Source organism: Pedobacter sp. A2324, from assembly GCF_059693705.1.
This window is the reverse complement of record NZ_JCASSK010000001.1, coordinates 1,090,574-1,107,262: the sequence shown is the minus strand read 5'-3', so window position 1 is coordinate 1,107,262 and position 16,689 is coordinate 1,090,574. Positions and strand designations below refer to the sequence as shown.

Annotated in this window: 14 protein-coding genes; 8 read left to right on the top strand and 6 right to left on the bottom strand. The window is 37.2% G+C overall.

The window, feature by feature from the left end:
- Nucleotides 1–9: 9 nt before the first annotated feature.
- Nucleotides 10–639: a thioredoxin domain-containing protein gene (locus tag AC570I_RS04550; RefSeq protein WP_497404549.1), complete on the bottom strand. Its 630-nt coding sequence runs from the start codon at nucleotides 637–639 to the stop codon at nucleotides 10–12.
- A 631-nt stretch (nucleotides 640–1,270) separates the two neighbouring features.
- Here AC570I_RS04550 and AC570I_RS04545 point away from each other — a divergent pair.
- Together AC570I_RS04545 and AC570I_RS04540 are read left to right on the top strand one after the other, a co-directional pair.
- Nucleotides 1,271–1,642: a helix-turn-helix domain-containing protein gene (locus AC570I_RS04545; RefSeq protein ID WP_497404548.1), complete on the top strand. Its 372-nt coding sequence runs from the start codon at nucleotides 1,271–1,273 to the stop codon at nucleotides 1,640–1,642.
- A gap of 72 nt (nucleotides 1,643–1,714) precedes the next feature.
- Nucleotides 1,715–2,446, top strand: a complete 732-nt coding sequence (locus AC570I_RS04540; protein ID WP_497404547.1) for a LytR/AlgR family response regulator transcription factor — start codon at nucleotides 1,715–1,717, stop codon at nucleotides 2,444–2,446.
- A 17-nt stretch (nucleotides 2,447–2,463) separates the two neighbouring features.
- Here AC570I_RS04540 and AC570I_RS04535 read toward each other — a convergent pair whose 3' ends face one another.
- On the bottom strand, nucleotides 2,464–2,607 hold the full coding sequence (locus tag AC570I_RS04535; protein WP_497404546.1) for a hypothetical protein: 144 nt from the start codon (nucleotides 2,605–2,607) through the stop codon (nucleotides 2,464–2,466).
- An 89-nt stretch (nucleotides 2,608–2,696) separates the two neighbouring features.
- Between AC570I_RS04535 and AC570I_RS04530 the strand changes: the two genes are divergently transcribed.
- From AC570I_RS04530 to AC570I_RS04520, 3 genes are all read left to right on the top strand, one after another.
- The gene (locus AC570I_RS04530; protein WP_497404545.1) at nucleotides 2,697–3,806 is read left to right on the top strand and encodes a sensor histidine kinase; all 1,110 of its coding nucleotides are present in this window, start codon (nucleotides 2,697–2,699) and stop codon (nucleotides 3,804–3,806) included.
- Between the two features lie 466 nt (nucleotides 3,807–4,272).
- Nucleotides 4,273–4,722, top strand: a complete 450-nt coding sequence (locus AC570I_RS04525; protein WP_497404544.1) for a DUF417 family protein — start codon at nucleotides 4,273–4,275, stop codon at nucleotides 4,720–4,722.
- Nucleotides 4,723–4,896: 174 nt separating this feature from the next.
- Nucleotides 4,897–6,963 carry a GAF domain-containing sensor histidine kinase gene (locus AC570I_RS04520; RefSeq protein WP_497404543.1) on the top strand — a complete coding sequence of 689 codons (2,067 nt, stop codon included), beginning with the start codon at nucleotides 4,897–4,899 and terminating at the stop codon, nucleotides 6,961–6,963.
- 583 nt (nucleotides 6,964–7,546) lie between these two features.
- Here AC570I_RS04520 and AC570I_RS04515 read toward each other — a convergent pair.
- From AC570I_RS04515 to AC570I_RS04500, 4 genes are all read right to left on the bottom strand, one after another.
- Nucleotides 7,547–8,713 carry a PepSY-associated TM helix domain-containing protein gene (locus tag AC570I_RS04515; protein ID WP_497404542.1) on the bottom strand — a complete coding sequence of 389 codons (1,167 nt, stop codon included), beginning with the start codon at nucleotides 8,711–8,713 and terminating at the stop codon, nucleotides 7,547–7,549.
- Nucleotides 8,713–11,184 (bottom strand): TonB-dependent siderophore receptor, encoded by a 2,472-nt coding sequence (locus AC570I_RS04510; protein ID WP_497404541.1) that lies wholly within the window; start codon nucleotides 11,182–11,184, stop codon nucleotides 8,713–8,715. Before AC570I_RS04510 ends, AC570I_RS04515 begins: the two co-directional genes overlap by 1 nt.
- Before the next feature lie 708 nt (nucleotides 11,185–11,892).
- On the bottom strand, nucleotides 11,893–12,777 hold the full coding sequence (locus AC570I_RS04505; protein ID WP_497404540.1) for a hypothetical protein: 885 nt from the start codon (nucleotides 12,775–12,777) through the stop codon (nucleotides 11,893–11,895).
- Entirely contained in the window at nucleotides 12,774–13,169 is a 396-nt protein-coding gene (locus tag AC570I_RS04500) for a hypothetical protein (RefSeq protein WP_497404539.1), read from the bottom strand. The genes AC570I_RS04505 and AC570I_RS04500 overlap by 4 nt, the downstream gene beginning before the upstream one ends.
- A 456-nt stretch (nucleotides 13,170–13,625) precedes the next feature.
- Between AC570I_RS04500 and AC570I_RS04495 the strand changes: the two genes are divergently transcribed.
- The 3 genes from AC570I_RS04495 to AC570I_RS04485 all read left to right on the top strand — a co-directional run bounded on the left by AC570I_RS04495 (nucleotide 13,626) and on the right by AC570I_RS04485 (nucleotide 16,604).
- Complete coding sequence (locus AC570I_RS04495; RefSeq protein ID WP_497404538.1) at nucleotides 13,626–14,645, top strand: DUF4365 domain-containing protein; 1,020 nt, start codon at nucleotides 13,626–13,628, stop codon at nucleotides 14,643–14,645.
- 199 nt (nucleotides 14,646–14,844) lie between these two features.
- The gene (locus AC570I_RS04490) at nucleotides 14,845–15,759 is read left to right on the top strand and encodes a hypothetical protein (protein WP_497404537.1); all 915 of its coding nucleotides are present in this window, start codon (nucleotides 14,845–14,847) and stop codon (nucleotides 15,757–15,759) included.
- 146 nt (nucleotides 15,760–15,905) lie between these two features.
- Entirely contained in the window at nucleotides 15,906–16,604 is a 699-nt protein-coding gene (locus tag AC570I_RS04485; RefSeq protein WP_497404536.1) for a hypothetical protein, read from the top strand.
- Nucleotides 16,605–16,689 lie beyond the last annotated feature (85 nt).

The following is a 16,689-nucleotide window of genomic DNA, read 5'->3' as shown; positions in this document are numbered from 1 at the left end:
CTTTTTGATTTACTTCTTATTGTTTTTCTCACTAATTGTTCTGAGAATCTCTTTAGTAAAGAGATCTCCTTCAGTGATTGCGATTATTCTGGATGAGGGATCGATCCACACGTAGTGAGGTAGCAAGTAATTAGGAAATGATGATAGCAAAAACTCGTCGTCCAAGATTACTGGCACATTCCTTTGCAGATTTGGATATCGAACCGTATCAAGCTTTGATTTAATTTGATAAAGCTTATCTCCGGTGGTGATACTATTTACCAGTAAAAATTTTATTTCCCCTTTCATCGAGACAGAATCTATAAGCGGAAACTTCTTAAGACAGGAACCACACCAGGTTGCCCAAAAATCCAGAATAATAAATCTTCCTTTAAATTGCGAAAGGTCTTCCAGTTTGGTCTTTCCCTGAAAATAGATCTGGTGTTTTTTCACCCAAAATTCGGCAGGTAGCTTATCCCCTACTGTTAATTTTTTAGTGGATTGTTGAGCATTGGAAATGAATACAGTTATGCAAAACAGAAACGTAATTGTGTATTTTAGTCTGTTTATGAGCGGTTCAGTTACGCAGTAAGTTGATTCCCTTGCCCATAAAAAAAGGCATAGCAATGCCCTACCTACAAAAAATATTATTTTTTTCATGTTGGTTGGTTTTTAGTTAGTTGATTCGGAAATTAATTGAGAATTCTCAAATATTGAAGAAACTAAGGCAGGCGCCTTATAAAGAACCTATTTTATTATTAATCAGAAAGTGACCTGCCTTGGCATGGTATCTTATTCTGGAGAACAGATTACCAAGCTAATAAGAATTATAAACGCAATACCAGTGATAATAAATTTTTTCTTCTGGAAAATTTCGGCACAACAATTCTTACCTTCTTTGTAAGTAAGTGGCATTCGAAGAAACAAATTGTCAACTTTGTATTTCACGTCTTTCGGTTTGTGCCAAAAAACCTTCAAAAAACAAGGGCCGCCCTTAGCTTTTCTGAGACGAAGGTGTAGGACCACCAACCGCTTTGCAGCGGGCGAACACAGAATAGCAGGCGACCCAAGTCCTTATGCTATGCAAAGATAGCACAGGATTTGAGTTTTCACCTACTGCTTGTGTTCAAACGTCCTACTTTTCGTCACAAGGTTTTTCAGTAATAAAAAATCAAATCTTGCAGTTGTTAATAATTAACCTACAATAAATTCATTATGCTAATATACGAAAAATAATTACTTCCACATGCACCTGTGATAAAAATTCGATTTAATTGTTTCTTGCAAAAAGATGCAAAACAAAGATTCCAACTCAGAGATTGCCAAAATTGAAATTTCCCATTTGGATTATTTATTAATTGTAAATGTTAAAAACTTAAGATTAAATCAAAGGATATCTCAAGTTTCGCTTACACAAAAGATGGGACTGTCTGAGGGTTTTGTAGGAAAAGTTGAATTATACACCGAAAGAGCAAAGTATAGTATAAGACATATTCATTTATTAGCGAGCGCTCTCAATTGCAGCATTCAAGAAATCCTCCCTGTAGTACAACCTGAATATGACATGGTTAGGTTAACTTTAAAGAGGACAAAAAAAGTTAACAAGGATGGTTCCTTATCCCAAAAGAAAACCACTGAGGTGATAAAAATTGAACCTATATAGTATCCAACGTTAATTTTCTTATGCAAAGTAATTGAGAGGTCTAATAGGACTAATTAACTTAAGCTTTGACATATGGAACAATTACGTTGCGTCGTTATAGACGACGAGAGACACTCTATCTCTATTTTATCAGATTACATCGAAACAAACTCAAATCTTTCTTTGATTAAGAGTTACCTAGACCCAGTGATTGCCCTATCAGAAATTAGCATAAAAGATAAAATTGACTTTATATTTCTTGACATAGATATGCCAGATATTACAGGAATTGAGCTGGCAAGAAGACTAGTAAACCGTGCAAGATTTATTGTATTTACTACGGCATTCACAAAATATGCAATAGAGGCATTTGAGGTAGATGCATCTCGATATCTAGTAAAGCCGATATCAAAGCCCAAGTTTATAAAAACGGTATGGGATATACTTGAATCGGAAAAGAAAAAATTAGAAAAGGCAGAACGTTCTGGTAAAAACTTCTTCTTTGTAAGTATTGGCGATAGAGGCCAGAGATTGAAGATCAAGAAGTCCAAGATATTGTTTTTCGAAAGCGAAAAAAACTACATCAATATTGTTACCGAAAAAACAAAGTACATGGTCTATTTGACAATGAAAGAAGTCGAAAAGGACTTTTGGGGAACACTTTTCTACAGGGTACATAGATCTTTCTTTGTGAATGCAGAGAAAGTCGAAAAAGTCATTGGCAATACGCTAAAGATGGGTTCTTATGTAATTCCAATGGGTAACGGCTATAAAGAGAGTTTTAATGAATTTTTAGAAAGAAAAACTTTGAGATCCGGCCGGTAATCTCAATTGTTTTTAGTTTACTTTTTAAATCCGATCAATGTTTCCGTTGCAATAATGGTAATACTTGTATCGGTCGGATCAGTAGATGCCGAATGAGATTTCTTCTGCGATTTAAAAACAAACGCTGTTTTTTTAATCAGTTTTTTAGGGATTTGCTTCATGTTTTTATTTTGAAACTAGCCCTATCGGAAATAATAAAAAAAGTTATTACATCATGATGTAATGGAGTTACACGAATACACTTAATAGCATGACAAAGATTTTTTTTAAATGGATAAAAACTCAAAAAATCCACTTTATAGGATGGTCGCTTTTCATATTTCTGGAAATAACTCTTATAGGTTTGGCGGCTGGCGCATTTGGCAAGCCACTTAACTATTTAATTTTTTACACTTTAAATATTATACTCTTTTATACCAATGCACATCTTGTACTGAAGAAAAGTTTTAAAAACACAAACCCGTGGATGGGGATTTGCTTATTGACGTTGGTCGAAATTGGGTTATATATATTTCTGAGATACGTCCTTAGCTATATTCTATCAGATTGGGCCAAAGATTTCTGCGTATCTCACGTTGCAAAAAATTACAGCAGTTTTTTCAAGTCATTATGGAGAGGACTATTCTTCATTGGCCTTTCTTATTTTTACTATCTGTTCATTGAATACAAAGAAGAAAGAACTAAACGCGAGCAGTCGGAAAAGCAAGAATATATTAACAAGCTAAAGACCCAAGTTGTACAGAACGAATTAAATATTGCTAAATATGAATATTTAAGAGCACAGATCAACCCTCATCTTTTATTTAACACATTGAGCTTCCTTTACGACAGCATTAGAAAATATAATGAAGACGCTGGGCAGGCCGTTTTGAACTTGGCCGATTTAATGAGGTTTAGTCTGGAGACTCGTGAATCTTCAGAAGAATTCCCGAAGCTAGAAGAAGAATTGAATCAGATAAATAACTTGATTTCACTCAACAAAATCAGAAAAGATAAAGAACAGTTTATTGATTTATCTTTTTCTGAGGAAATAAAAAATTTTCGCTTTGTACCCCTTGTCATTATTACCCTGTTAGAAAACATGCTTAAGCATGGAAATCTGCAGAAGACTGACCAACCTGGATCTTTACGGCTGACTCTTGACAATAATGGTTTTGCAATTTATACAAGCAATCTCATCAATACCCGAATTCACAATTCAGGATTCACTAAAGGCATGGATAACATCCAGAGAAGGCTGAAATTGGCCTATGGAGATAAGGTTACAGTAGCGTATGGAACCCGGGATAATATCTATTTTGATGTTGCAATTAAACTAGAAACATACGGAATGATATTTTCCTATGATGTTAATGGATGATAACCTAAATAATACTTTAAAAGTATCATCTTATTTATCACAATAAAAATTTAATATCAAGTATATATCTATAGACCTATTGGCGCTTTAAAAATTTGTTTCTAATTCCTGCGATTAAATTCCTGATGCAAGGAAAAACTGTCATACCTAATTCTTTATCGATTTTATCAGATGTGATTTTGGAAAATATTTCGGTGTTGTTTTCAACATTTAAATGATATAAGATTGATGTACAGGGCTAAAACTGGCGACGTACCCGTTTTGCAATGTAATATTCATGATGTCCTTTCCTGGTTAAAACTTAGATTTTTTGGTGGATCAAATATTGATCATTTATGATATGCACATGCTATTTTATCATTTTTACTTTTTATTCTGCTCTTTCATAGGCTGTAATTATCTTATACAGTTATAATCTTTAAAATCTTTGTAAGGTTTATCCATTTCTATCGACCAAAGAGATAAAATGAGAACGAATATGGATTTAAAAAAATCAGGGTATACTCTAGGAGTGATTTCTGTAGTAATTGTACTTTTTTGGATTGGATTATTAAAATTCACGCTAGCTGAAGCTATGGCGATAAAAGGGTATGTATCTCATAGCATTTTTATGAATTGGCTCTATAGCATCACATCAGTACAGGGCGTTTCAAACATTATCGGTATATATGAAATCATTACAGGCATACTATTAATCGGATCATTCTGGAACCATAAAGTTGGAGCTATTGCGGGATATCTAACAGCAATTATTTTTTTAGCAACGTTGAGCTTTTTAGTGACAACTCCAGGGATATGGAAATTTAGTGATGGAATCATTGTAACAGATTTTTTTATCGTAAAAGATATTGCGTTTTTAGCTGTTGCATTACAAGTGATTGGAACAAACCGGGAGGCGAGAATCCTTAATAAATAAAGCAACAATAAGTTAACGGCACAATCGATCAAGTACTAAGGCATTCATTCTAAAAAATTGTTTTTCTCTAGCGGAGAGTATGAGACTGATTTTTTTTATATCATATCTTCTAAACAAAAACAACTTGCCATATTAAACGTTTGGTATTCGCAAAACCCCAGAGCAGCTAATTTTATGACTTCAAATAGTAGTTTACCGGAAAAGAAAATTTTTGCCGATACTGAAATGGCCAGTCTAATCAAAACATATCAGTGGGAAAACACCGCAATTGGACACATAGATGGCTGGACTTCTACCCTATCCTTCAATGTAAACAGAATCCTCGACGCAGGTTTTCCCATGGTAATGTGGTGGGGAGGTGAATACCATCAATTCTCTAATGATGCATGCCATAGATTAATAATGAATAATCCAACCTTTACCGGGTTTGATCTTATTGGTATTGCCGGGGAATCAGCGTGCCAGGCGCTATGGCCTCATGTTAAACGAAAACTCGATACAGTATATCAGGAGGCTAGATCAGTATATGTAGAAAACGAATTAATCTCCTTTGAGGATAACGATACACATAGCAATATTTACTGGACTTGCAGTTTCGATCCACTACGAGATGAGCATGGGAATATAGCAGGTGTTGCAGCCTCTTTCAAAGAAACAAATACAATATATCGCAAGCTAGAGCAAAAAGAAAAGGAACAAACCTTTTTGCTTGACCTTAACGATCAGCTTACACTTCACCAAAATCCAAAGATCAAAGAATCAATTGCTTTATCAATGCTAGGTCGCGTCTTAAGTCTAGATAGAGTTGGCTTTGCTGAATTTAATCAGGAAGCTGATATGATTGTTGAGGAATGTTACACCAGAAATGGGATAACGGCTTTTTCAGCACAGGAGTGGCTAAAAAAATATAGCGAGGAGTTAATTTCACACTTAAAAAGCGGTGAAACTTTCTTTTTAGATGATACCTCCATTTTGGAAGGTCAAGAAGATCTCCCATATTCTAACATGTGTGATCTGGGGATTGGTGCAGTGGTAAATATTCCGATTATAAGAGCTGGAAAACTTGTTTCTATATTATTCGCGCATTTTACTGCCGCACATCATTGGAGTGAGCAGGAACTTTCCATCTTGAGCCAGGCTGCAAACCGCATATGGGATTCCCTTAGCCTAGCCAAGGCAGAACGTGAGGTACTATTTTCTGAAAGGCGCTACCGAACGCTCTTTGAATCACTTGATGAGGCATTCATGGTCATTGATTTCGTTTTTGATCCAGCCGGACGGCCAGTGGATTATAAGTTCATTCAGGTTAACAGTGCCTTTGAGAAACAGACTGGCCTGAAAGATGTTGTTGGCAAAACGATATATGATATCATGCCGGAGATTGAAAGTACGTGGATTGAAAAATATGGAAACGTCGCGGTATCACGAAGTCCTATCCGATTTGAAGAGTATAACCAAGGAACGCAGAAGTGGTATGAAGTGTACGCAGTGGCTATGGATGATAGTCTCACAGAGGTGGTTGTTGTATTTAAAGATATAACAGATCGTAAAATGGAAAAAGAGCGCAAGGAAAATTTTCTTACCATCGCCAGCCACGAGCTTAAAACTCCGTTGACATCTTTAAACGGCTATATTTTTATGCTTAAAAAAATGGCCACAGCGCAAAATCAAGCTGATATGTCCAAAGTCCTTGACAAGGCAAATTTGCAGATGGGAAAAATGCTCTCACTTATCAATAGCTTTCTCAATACTGCCCTGCTTAATAGTGGCAAAATCGAACTGGATAAAGAAAAATTTGACCTTACTTCACTTATCTATGAGATTTTAGATGAGCTTCTGCACCAAAACAACAGCTTAAATATAGAGTTGGACCTGCCTGCGAAAAATTTGATCTACGCAGATAGGAACAAAATCGCGCAGGTAATGGACAACTTTTTATCCAATGCAATAAAATATTCACCTGGAAAAAACCGAATTAATGTTAAAAGTTCATTGAGCGAAAATTACCTTAAAATTATGGTCGAAGATCAGGGCATGGGACTAAAGGAAGAGGAATTTGAAAGTGTTTTTAAACGGTTTTATAGGGGAATTGGCACCAAATCTTCTACTATATCGGGCTTTGGTATCGGGCTTTATATATGCAAACAAATTATCAAACTTCATGGAGGCGCTATTGGCGTTGATTCTGAATTTGGTGTCGGTAGTACCTTTTGGTTTACCCTGCCAATAAGAAACATTTAATGCTCGCTGTAACTTGAGGAAATCATGTCAATGAAGAACAGTTGTGGCTTGACTTGACACTTAAGGCGGAGTCAGTCTAAGTCGCTATTATTTTATCACCATCCCCTCAAGCCTATAAGTATATAATAGAAGAAATAACGCCCTGGATAAACCTGAAAGGGCTTTTTTAAGTTTAATATGAGATTTAATGGTGCGCATAAAGAAGTTGTTTTGGTTTCAGGGGGCTTCGTATATTGGCTCGCTAAGCCCGATGTTATATCGAAGGCGAATATTTTTTCATCCTTTAAGGCCCATAAGAAATCTGTAGATGTCTTTGCTGTTTTCCAATTAAATAGAAAACCGATAAGGCAGCGAAGTTCACTATATATAAATAAGCAGAATGCGAGAAAAATAAGCTATAATCAAGGTTTACTATTCATTTCATTTTGATAACTATAGAAAACATTTTCACAGCCTGTATTGTGCTGATCTAAAAATAAATAATCTCCTACCAAAGTGATATATGCAGCCAAAGCTAACATAACGATAATTTTCCAAAGCAAATGTCCAAACCAACAGAAACATTTTGGAATAAGCATGTTAATCACTTGATATTTTTAGCTTTACTCTTTTTCCTCTTACCCCACCAAATTAAAAATCCAGAAACGGGAAGTGAGGCACAAATAAATGAAGCAAAAAATGCCAGCAACTGACTACCAAAACCGTAAATCCTTCCCGTATGTAGTTCCTTATTTGAATTTCTCCACTTTTGTCCCAGTGTCTTTTTATCATGGGCTAAATCACTAATAAATTTGCCGGTCCTTCCATCGTAAAAATAATAGCTGACTCCGCGCCAGGCATCATGATTACTTTCAATGGATACAAAAGAACTCGAGAGCTTATTTTTCTCATCAGGTATGCCAAGTCCAATTTCGGTCCAGTCTCCATTAAGTTTTTTTAGCAGACTATAGTGAATAACATCAATTTTATTTAGCGTTGAATCTCCGGCGGTGATGAGGGGAAGTGTTTTTGTGAAACCTGCTTTGCCTTTATCGCCGAGAATCCGATAAATCCCTGTTTCCCACCATTTAAAAGACCAAACCAGACCCGTAATCGCGATGAACATAGCTATAGGTAGCACATAAAAGCCGAAACTGTTATGAAGGTCATAGTTTATCCTTCGCCATCTGGCATCCCACTTCACGGTAATACTTTTCTTAAACTGCCTGTAGTTTTTAGGCAGCCATAACACGAATCCGGTGATAAGCATTAATAGAAACAATAATATGCAGCTACCAACAAGTATGCTTCCAACAGGTTTAACCAAAAGCAGTTGGCGGTGGAGCTGTTCAACTATATTAAAGAATTCATAGCGGACATCGATTACACCGAGCACAGTGCCGGTATACTGGTTAATATAAACATCATCCAGGTATTCAAACTGACTGAAATACCAAAGGTTAATTTTCAGACGCGGGTTCACTTTGAATCCTGAGAAAACGTAGCTTTTGTTATCTGCACTGATTTTTACGTTAGACAATACCTTTTCCTCGCCTACAGCTTTTTTAGCTAGCTTCAATAATTCAGAAACCGGTCTTGCTGGACCGGTTTTCTGAACATAAACAATATCGCTATGTAATTTATTAAAGATTTCCTCTTCGAAAACATAGATGCAGCCAGTGAGCGAGACAACAAACACGACGATTCCGGTAAACAATCCGATCCAAAGATGGAGCCAACCAGTTACTTTTTTAAATCTGCTCTTAGCCATTAAAATGAATATCCTACGGTTAACATATAGTTTTCGGGCTGACCTGGGAATAACCTTAGGTAATCATATCCTCCAACCCAATGTTTTTTATTGCCAATATTATTTGCATTAAGCTGCAATTGTAACTTGCCTATATTGTAAAACAGGGCGGCATTAAAAAGGGTAAACGAGGGAATTGTGATCTGATTTTCTGGGCTAAACCGAGCATCATATATCAGGTTTCTTTTATCCATATAGTTTGCGCCAAAGCCAATCCCCAAACCTTTAATCCCTCCTTGAATAAAGGTATATCTAGTCCACAAATTTGCTGAATTTTTAGGCGCATTTGGTTTTTGTATACCCACTTCCCCTGCTGTTCCACTTTCCAGAATCTTCGCCCTATTGTATGAATAAGAAGCAATAACATTCCAGTTAGGCATGATTTTACCGATAACATCCATCTCAAATCCCCGAGACTGTTCATCACCGATCTGCCTTAGCACATCAGCAACGCCAGGCGTTGCATATAGCGCACCGGTTTGCTTAATCTGGTAGGCGGCAAAACTGATACTTAGCTGATCCCTAAACCAACTTGTTTTAGCACCCAATTCCACCATATTGCTTTTCAAAGGGTCGAAAGGTCCGCCGGCGTTGGGATTTGAAATGGTGGCTGAAGTCTGCGGATTATAGCCCTCTACGTAACTACCATACAAATTAATATTTGAGTTTATCGAATAAACTGCACCCAGGCGTGGTAACCAGGCATGAGAGTTTGCTTTGGCTTCAGTCGGGGTTTTGTAGTTCGCGAAATCTGTATAATACTCGTATCTCACTCCAAGCAGAACCTGCAAATCACCAACCTTTAGCTGGTCCTGAAGATAAACTGAGTTCAGGTAATAATAGGCCGGAGCAACAACAGATTGAGCGAAGAAGAGCTTACTGTCATCCTGCATTCTTTGAGAAGAAAGTGGATCGTTTAAGTTAAAATGCGGAACGTTTGGCACTGGGTTTCCAGCTGCATCCAATAAATATCTCGCTTTATTGGCAACCACATAGGTTGCTATTGAACCATTGTTGGCCGCATTCCGGTAACCTGCAGCCGTCAATTGTGAACCTCCAACCGGAGTTTTCTCACTTCCGAAATCATAGCCCGCAACGATTTTATGGGAAATAATTCCTGTGGTAGGCGTATAATTGATGTAGCCTGAAAAATTATCGATGAAGCGCTTACGCTTTCTGATCTGAACGTTCATGCCCGCTAGGTTGTTTATTGGAGAACCACTTCCATCCACACCATAAGCATTTGAAGTACGGTGCTCATTCAAATCCTCTGAGTAGCCTGTTTTCAAATATGATGCATTTAGGCTAAGTACATCGTTGATTTTGTGGGAGACAGAAACCGTTGCATTATAAGTGAGCTCATTTAAGTAATCATTGGTCGTGTTTAAAGACAGCGACTGTGGCGTGGAGTTTAAGTCAAAACTACCGAATATTGGCTGACCTCTGTCCAAGCGACTTTTTGAATCCGTATAAACCAGATCAAAATTAATTCTTGTACGATCTGAGGGAACAAAAGTTAAGGAGGGTGCAATAACAACATTTCTGTCAAACATCAGGTCTCTGAAACTCTCTGCGTTTTCATACCCGACATTCAATCGGTAAAGCAGCGTGCTGTCTTTGCTTGCAGGTCCTGTAAAATCCGCAAGGCCGCGGAAAGTATTAAAACTACCCAGCGACATACTAACTGATCGCCTGGTTTCATCGAGGGGTTTCTTGGTTACCCGGTTTACCACCCCACCCGGACTTGCGTTTCCGAATAAAGCAGAAGATGGACCTTTAAGCACCTCAACTCTTTCCAGGTAATTTGCCAGAGATTGTTTCCAGAAACCGGTACTTGTGCGAAGACCATTAAGCAACTGGGTATTACTTTGTCCATTGACACGAAACCCTCGTATGGTCAAATCATCATAAAAACTGAACTGGTTCACCCCACTAAAGTTTTTTACAACTTCACCGACTCTCATTAATCCCTGATCTGCAATAAGCTCTTTACTTGCATATGAGATAGATTGAGGAACATCTTTAAGTTCACTTTCGATTTTGCCAATAAAAGTTGCTTTGGTTTTATAAGCTTTCTCCTTTCTGCCGGTAATTTCAACCTGCTGAAGGGCATCGGCAGATTCCTGAAGAACAACATTTTCTTCTCTATCACCCGAACTGAGGTCGATTGACTTTATAGCCTCTTTGAATCCTATAAAATTAAAGTGAATAATAGCTTTGTCCGCATTGATCTGAAGTTTATAATTCCCCTTATTATTTGCAGAGGTGACAGCATTGGTCCCTTCCACACTTATGGTGGCTCCGGGAATGGCCCTGCCTTGGTTGTCCCTTACAGTACCCTGAATAGTGTTTTTTTGTTGAGCTACTGCACTTAGGCAAAAAAATCCAACGAAATTTAAGAACATTAATACTTTGGTAAAAGTTATTTTCATGGAAAAATTGTTAATACTTATTTAGACTGATTAAATAGAGCGGCGAAAATAGCAGTACTATATGATAAAACAAAACTATTTATAATAATTCTAAATAATAATTTACTATTCTGTCCAGCTAGGGGTATATGGACTTGAAGACGTAAGGGTAAAGCCAAACCGAATGATAGCCTGTTGCTATTTAAAGAAATGATCAGTAAAGAAATTAGTAAGCGCGCTTGCTTACTTCCTATATTTGTATCAGCCCAGTCAGTTCAGCTTTCTTGTTAGAAATTCGGCCGCCGGAAGCGAAAACAGTTTCTGATGATCTACCGTACTAAATGATTATTTTACTTTTTCAGTCGTATTGCGCTCATTTCTATTTTGGAACAAAAAGCTATAGCTTTTAGATCACATTGCAAAAATGAATTAATGTTTACACCTTCGCGAGGCAAGGGGTGAGAGCCTTGCATTAATCGTAGATTGAGGGCGTTAATTTAGATGAGGGATGCAACAGCGGTTGTTGCATCCTTTTTTTATCAAAGTGCGCTAGATCTTAATTTAAATAGCCTTTCAATTAAGACTAAAAACCTTAGTTTAGTCTTAAGTCACTTTCCATATCAGAGCCTGTGCAGGGGAACGGTTAAGGCTGTATTATTTTCTCTAGACAGAAAACCGAAAAAAAATTGACCAGCCAAGAGAATGGAAGATCCTCCGATTTGGAAAGTTTTATAGCTTAATCTTTAAGCTCAGCGCATGATAGGACTGGGACAAAAAGTTCTGCGTTGGATCCTCCCCTTTTACATAATCAAAACCAATCTGAACCTTTTTCTTATCCTCAGCGCCAAGAATATTGTAATTCAGCGAAGCAGTAAAATATTCATGCTCTTTTGCCGATATCTCCAGTACACTTTTGGCAAAATCCCTGCGGTACTGATAATCAACCGAAAATTCGAAGTAGTGCCCTTTAGCATTCTTACCTGGCAAAAATGCCAAAACCGGATTGATCCTGAAATACCAGCGGTAGATATGCCCCTCTGCCTCTTGCTTATCTGCTGAAATCCTATTCTCGCTTTCCAGTCCCAAATAAGGAGTATAATTTAAGCTAAAAAACTTCCCAAATAAATCAAGTTCCTGATTGGGGGCAACCTTCTTCCAACCATCGCTAAGCAAGCCACCTGATTTTAGGCTAAAGGTGAAGCTACTGCGAAGAGATTTATTGTCCTTTTCCTGATCCTCGTTATATTTCCCGCTTGCTAAAAGAATAGGAACCCATCGATGCTTCTCAACAGATGATACATCCCATCTGAAAGCAAGGCCTGCCTCCCGGCTATCTTGCCTTTTATCCACGAGCGTATTCTTATGATATTCAAGGTAAGGAGTGAACACATAGCGCCCAAGGTCAAAATCATAACCGACACCAAGGTTGGCAGCCCATGAAGAACGCGTAGAATCCTTCGCTTTAGTATAGATAAGCGAGGCAGCTTCCGCAGTCTCTGCTACAGAGAGAAGGGATTTTCTGATCTTCAGGCCTTTCAATATGCCTGTCTCCTGCGCCAATGACATCATTGGTAGCATCATAAATACTATAAGTAACCTAGCTCTACTTCTCATAATTTTCCCTTTATAAGTTCAATACAAGAAGAAAATGTCTCTAACGCTTCACAGGCAGCATTCGTAATTTTTACATCACTGTCAGGTTTCAAAGCCAAAAGGATTTGCTGAAAGTAGGGCCTTAAACTGCGCCTGCTTTCAGTGCCTAGCCTGAAATCAGCCTTAAGACTTTGGGTATCGGGGTCTGCAGCAAGTGCTATGACCTCTGCAAGGCTAAGGATACTGACCTTATCAATGGCAATGCACACCTTTTCCCTTATGAAAGCCTCGTCGTCCGTTGTTCCAATTGACTTTTCAAATTTAGCCAACAGGCTGGTACTGGCATTTTCTTTAATGATTTTTACCAGCTCGCCTAGATCGGCATCGCTGAGTTCGAGCGTAATTTTTTTCATTGTTGTTTGGTTTAGATATATTAAGTAAAAAGATAGCGATTAACGCTAAAACATTCTGCCTCATAAAGATACCTCTTACCAGCCTGATTACCTATACTTAATAACAGGTATTTCTAGCAGACAAAAAGTGGTTGTACTCATCTAAATTCAAGCGGGTATTTATACATACCCCCTTTTATGACAAATGGGGATTTCACGTATTCTCTAGAAATTCTGATTGTAATCTTAGGATTTCGTTTAAGCTATCGGTTTTAATAACATCCGCAAATCAAAACAGCTAAAAGAAAATAATACTGGAAATCCATATGCATTGTGCAGGTTTAGTAAATTTTAATTATGTTAGTGCTATAGACTATTAAAACCAGAGATTTAAAAATTCGCTAGCTAAAGACTGTTAGCGACAACCTTGGAACCTAAGTTCTATGCCAAACGCTCACACACATTATAACCAAACTAATGGACTTTCCACAAAGGGACATCACTCATATCATAGAAAAACAAGCTCTTGAAATCTTAACACAGCAGTTGCCTAAGGAGTGGATAGTTCGTGAAATGACCGAAAGAGATTACGGGATTGACTTATATGTAGAAATCATAAATGAGGATAATCAGGTCACCGGAGATCTAATTGCAATTCAGGTAAAAGGAAAAGCGAAAATAGAAATCAGCGTTGACGGGACATTTACTTTTTACACCATCAAAAAAGCAACATTAAATTACTGGCTTCATCTCCCTGTTCCGGTTTTTTTTGTGGTGGTATGCATAGAGACCAAACAATGCTATTGGTGCAATGTCCGTGATGCAAACAGAACAGAAAAATTTATAGCTGGTGCATCTGAAACTTTCTATACTAAAATATCGAAAGACCAAAACCTATCAAAAATCGGACTTACACTTTTCAAATTTTACTACATCAGGGAAAAACGATGGGGTGCTGTTGAAAATGCCATGGAACATTCTCTTATGTTATTCAATTCTTTCGGGCCGTTTATCTTAATGTGCAAGAGAAAACGCGACGAAGAATTCTGTTCAACGACCGTTCAATATATCCTTCTTCAACATTATGAATATTTTTATCTGCTATCGCGTTACATCCTTGGAAAAAAGCCAAAAGCGATTCCAGATTGGTATGACTTAAATCTTACTGAACTGCTAAAAGAACCAGGCCATAAAGGCTTCACGTTCTCTTACAAAGTAGTCAAACAGGTTATTTTATACTTTGCATCAGATTACCGGGAGGCAGTTCGACAGGCCAATTTATTGGTAATCAAACATTATCCTACTTACTATCAGAAACGGTTCCCATATTTGTATCTGCACCTTAAAGTTCGCCCATTGGCATTTGTCGCTTCGGACTGGTATGCAAGATACTATAATGACGAGTATGAAAACGACACCAGGCAAATAGAGAAAAAATACTTTGAGGAGTTCACTGAGTATGACGATTTTGACCTGATAGATGACCTGAATGTCTAAACAATCTAAATTCTGCAGGTTAAGTATAGACAAGCTGACTGAGGATTATAATTTAAAAACACCTCTCCAATAGGGGATTTTATGTACTGTAATAGTCCGTGACTGGTTAAGATTAATTTCTGAAGCAACATTATGGTTAAAATTTCCAAGATAAAGAAATATGTTCTGCTAAATTGCAGGACCAGCAAAAACAATTGAAATGATGACATTTAAATATAATATAAACGACACTAAAAATATCCCTGGGCTATCCAGACCATGGGATGCAGAGGTACCTTACTTGACACCTGTATTTTTCGACATCCATGTTTTAGTGAGATATTTTTATGACCCCAGATATATGTGTGAGTTTAGCAGCGAGACTTACGGCACGATTATTTGCCCGGAAGACCCCAATTATGAATTTGACTCTGATTTTCCGTTTGGAATCAATCCTAATGATAAAGTGATCGCTTGGCTGGGTGACATCGAAAAACTTGAGCCAAGTGAAATTCAATATTTGAAATCACATAATATTGATTCAGATGGAAATATCAGGTCTGAATTTTATGACGCGCAAATCAGCGCTGATTTTACTGATCCGATAAGAGAAGTAGAACTTGTCTTATTCAAAACAAAGCTAAACAAATTGACCGCTGAACGATTCGGATTTAGTTTGTACAAAACAGCGGAAGAGAATATTTCAGACATCATTGGTTTATGTAGCAAGTTTAAGAGAATTGTTTTCAATTCTGAGGACGACATTAAAAGATTCTTGAGCTACTGGAATGAAGAACTCATTGAAGATCTTAATGTAGATGGGCTGAAGACTGTTTTGAAAAATAACGGAGTTGATTTGGAAAAAGGCAACAAAGGATTAAAGCTTTTAGAAAAGTTCATTAAAAACATTTTAAAAGTAGAAGAGAACATCATTGCACCTCTTTATTATTTGTACGAGTTGCGACTTTGGGCTGATCATAGCAAGATGCAATCTCATTACGACAATGTGCTGATAAAGTTGAAACTCAGACCAGATGAGGCTTTTTCAGTAGTCTATAAAAAAATGATTGCTGAAATTTATGGACTCTACAAGATCCTGAACGATAGGCTTCTGGAAAACAGCAGCACTGAATAACAGCGCACGGCTGTGATCGGATTCGCCATGGAGGCTGATAAGCAGCGTATTTATCTAAAATAAGTTATTATTCTTGTTTTTGATGAAAACTGTTGAGGTGAGCTTTCGAAGTCATTAAATATGCCAAATACATAATATCTATACCTATGACAGATACAGGAATTCAAACGATCATAGACTGTTTCAACAGGCCCAATAAAAAAACAATTATTATCTCGCAGCCAATAGGCTATAATATTGATTATGGACTGGTATGGACGGATATTGATCATCACAGGCTGGGAGATGTTTCACCTTACAAATTTTATTTTATTAAAAATGATAAACTAAAGTGTATAGGCGCAGTACTTGATATGAAAACTGATTTACATTGGTATGTTTCTCCAAAGAGCAGAAAAAAAGGTTTTTTAACAAATGCTCTAAGATATGCAATATTACCGCATCTCTCAATGTCAAGGAAAGAGCAGCGTATCACCATAAACGAAAATGATATTGGCCGGGAAAATTTTGAAGCATCTCTACACACAGCAAAGCAAACTGGATTCAGATGTGAAACAGAGAAGGGCAATTATATAGAATGTTTACAAAAATTAGCCCAGTATAAAAAAGTGCCTGTGGTTCCTCTCTTTCAAGGAATGGATTTTGAGAGGATGGGTGAACTCCGAAAAAAATTGAACGTTATTGTAGGCAGTCTGTGGATGATAAAAGCAGAGATGGAAATGAAACTTGGGCATTCAAGCTATACGAAATACCTAAACAAAACCATTAATGAGTTAGAAGATTATAGGATATATAAGATGGATGATGCTCTCCATGAATTTCTCGAACGAAAGAATAACTTATAGAAGATCCATCATTATCAAATCAACTTAGCGATAGTAACAACTTTAATATTTAACCGATCTCAACATTCAAATATGCGCTTGATCA